This is a genomic window from Streptomyces apocyni (assembly GCF_009739465.1).
Taxonomy (GTDB): domain Bacteria; phylum Actinomycetota; class Actinomycetes; order Streptomycetales; family Streptomycetaceae; genus Streptomyces; species Streptomyces apocyni.
In genome coordinates, this window is the sequence record NZ_WHOM01000049.1 from 1 (window position 1) to 2,252 (window position 2,252).

Annotated in this window: 2 protein-coding genes; both read right to left on the reverse strand. The window is 69.0% G+C overall.

The features are described 5' to 3' along the window. Positions 1 to 1,256, reverse strand: a 1,256-nt coding sequence (locus tag GCN81_RS12520) for a type I polyketide synthase (protein WP_197287592.1), incomplete at its 3' end; no start/stop codon positions are given. 138 nt (positions 1,257 to 1,394) lie between these two features. Continuing rightward, positions 1,395 to 2,252, reverse strand: an 858-nt coding sequence (locus tag GCN81_RS12525; RefSeq protein ID WP_156724639.1) for an acyl carrier protein, incomplete at its 5' end; no start/stop codon positions are given.

Below are 2,252 nucleotides of genomic sequence, written 5' to 3' on the forward strand. Positions count from 1 at the left end.
TCCCAGTCGATGTGGGTGGAGGGGTGGTCGGCGTGGAGGGTTTTGGGGAGGGTGCCGTGTCGTATGGCTTGGATCATTTTGATGATGCCGCCGACTCCGGCTGCGGCTTGGGCGTGGCCGATGTTGGATTTGAGGGAGCCGAGGTAGAGGGGGTGGTGGGGGTCGCGGTTGGTGCCGTAGGTGGCGAGGAGGGCTTGGGCTTCGATGGGGTCGCCGAGGGTGGTGCCGGTGCCGTGTGCTTCGACGGCGTCGATGTCGGTGGTGGTGAGGTTGGCGTTGGCGAGGGCTTGGCGGATGACTCGTTCTTGGGAGGGGCCGTTGGGGGCGGTGAGGCCGTTGCTGGCGCCGTCCTGGTTGACGGCGGAGCCGCGCATGACGGCGAGGATGTGGTGGCCGTTGCGCTGGGCGTCGGAGAGGCGCTCGACGAGGAGCAGGCCGACGCCCTCGGCCCATCCGGTACCGTCCGCGTGCTCTGAGAACGACTTGCACCGCCCGTCCGCCGACAACCCACGCAGCCGCGAGAACTCGATGAACGCGGTCGGCGTCGACATCACCGCCGCACCACCCGCGAGCGCGAGATCGCATTCACCCGAGCGCAGGGCGTTCGCGGCCAGGTGCATGGCCACCAGCGACGACGAACACGCCGTGTCCACCGTGACCGTAGGGCCTTCGAGCCCGAAGGTGTACGCCAGGCGGCCCGAGGCGATGCTGCCCGCGCTACCGCTGAACAGATATCCCTCATTGCCCTCGGCGGGCAGCTGGGGCCGTGAGCCGTAGTCGTTGTACATCAGCCCGGTGAAGATGCCGGTACGGCTGCCGCGCAGCGTGGCCGGGTCCATCCCCGCCCCCTCGAACGCCTCCCAGGTGGCCTCCAGGAGCAGCCGCTGCTGCGGGTCTACGGCCAGCGCCTCACGCGGCGACATCCCGAAGAACTCGGGGTCGAACTGGTCCGCGTCGTGCAGGAATCCGCCCTCGCGGGTGTACGAGGTGCCCGCCGTCTCCGGGTCGGAATCGTAGAGCCGCTCCAGGTCCCAGCCTCGGTTGGAGGGGAACTCGCTGACGGCGTCCGTTCCTTCGGACACCAGGCGCCACAGGTCATCGGGCGAGGAGACCCCGCCGGGGTAGCGGCAGGCCATGCCGACGATCGCGATCGGCTCCTGCGCCTTGTCCTCCACCTCACGCAGCCGCTTGCGCGCGTCTCGCGCGTCGGCGATGGCCTTCTTGAGGTAGTCCCGGAGTTCTTGCTCTTTCGCCACGGTGATCTCAGCTCCCCGACGTGATGTGGCTCGTGATGGATGGTGGTTTCGTTGCGTGGCTCGAACGCTGCCTGCGTGTGCGTGTGCGTGTGCGTGTGCGTATGCCTGTGCCTGTGCCCGTGCGAGTACGGGTGCGGGTCAGTCGAGCTCGTTGACGAGCGCGAACAGTTCCTCGTCACTCGCGGAGTCCAGGTCCTCGCCGTCGTTCTCGCTGTCGTCCTCGGCGCCATCGGCCGCCGCACCGCCCGCCGTCGCGGCGATGTCCAGCAACTCCCGTAGCTGCGCGGTGATCAGGTCGTACGCCTGAGAGTCCGACGACGCGTCACGGATGGAGGCCTTGAGCCTGCCAAGTTCGTTAAGGACCGGGTCGGCGGCTGACACCTCGTCGATGGCGATCTGACTGCGCAGATACGTGGCGAGTGCGGTGGGGTTGGGGTGGTCGAAGATGAGGGTGGTGGGTAGGCGGAGGCCGGTGGTGTTGTTGAGTTGGTTGCGGAGTTCGACGGCGGTGAGGGAGTCGAATCCGAGTTCTTGGAAGGCGCGTTGTGCGTCGATGGTGCTGGGGTCGCTGTGACCGAGTACTCCGGCGACCTGGGTCCGTACGAGATCGGTCAACGCCTCCTCCCGCTCCGCCTCGGACAGGGCGCCCAGCCGCTCGGCCAGCGAGGGTCCACCGGCGCCCTGGGCCGCTCCCGCTCCCGCGCCTGCCGACGCGGAGCGCCGCGACGAGGAGGGGGCGAGACCGCGCAGCAGCGGCTGCACGCCGTCGCCCTGCCTGCGTAGGGCGCCGCTGTCGAGGCGGGAGACGGCCAGCACGGGTTCACCGGTTGTCGCGGCCGCGTCGAACAGGTTGAGGGCTTCGGTGGCCGACAGCGGCAGCAGGCCTAGGCGGGCCAGTCGGCGCAGGTCCGTGTCGTCGAGTTGTCCGCTGATGGTGCTGGTCTGGTTCCAGAGTCCCCAGGCGAGGGATTGGGCGGGCAGGCCTTGGGCGTGGCG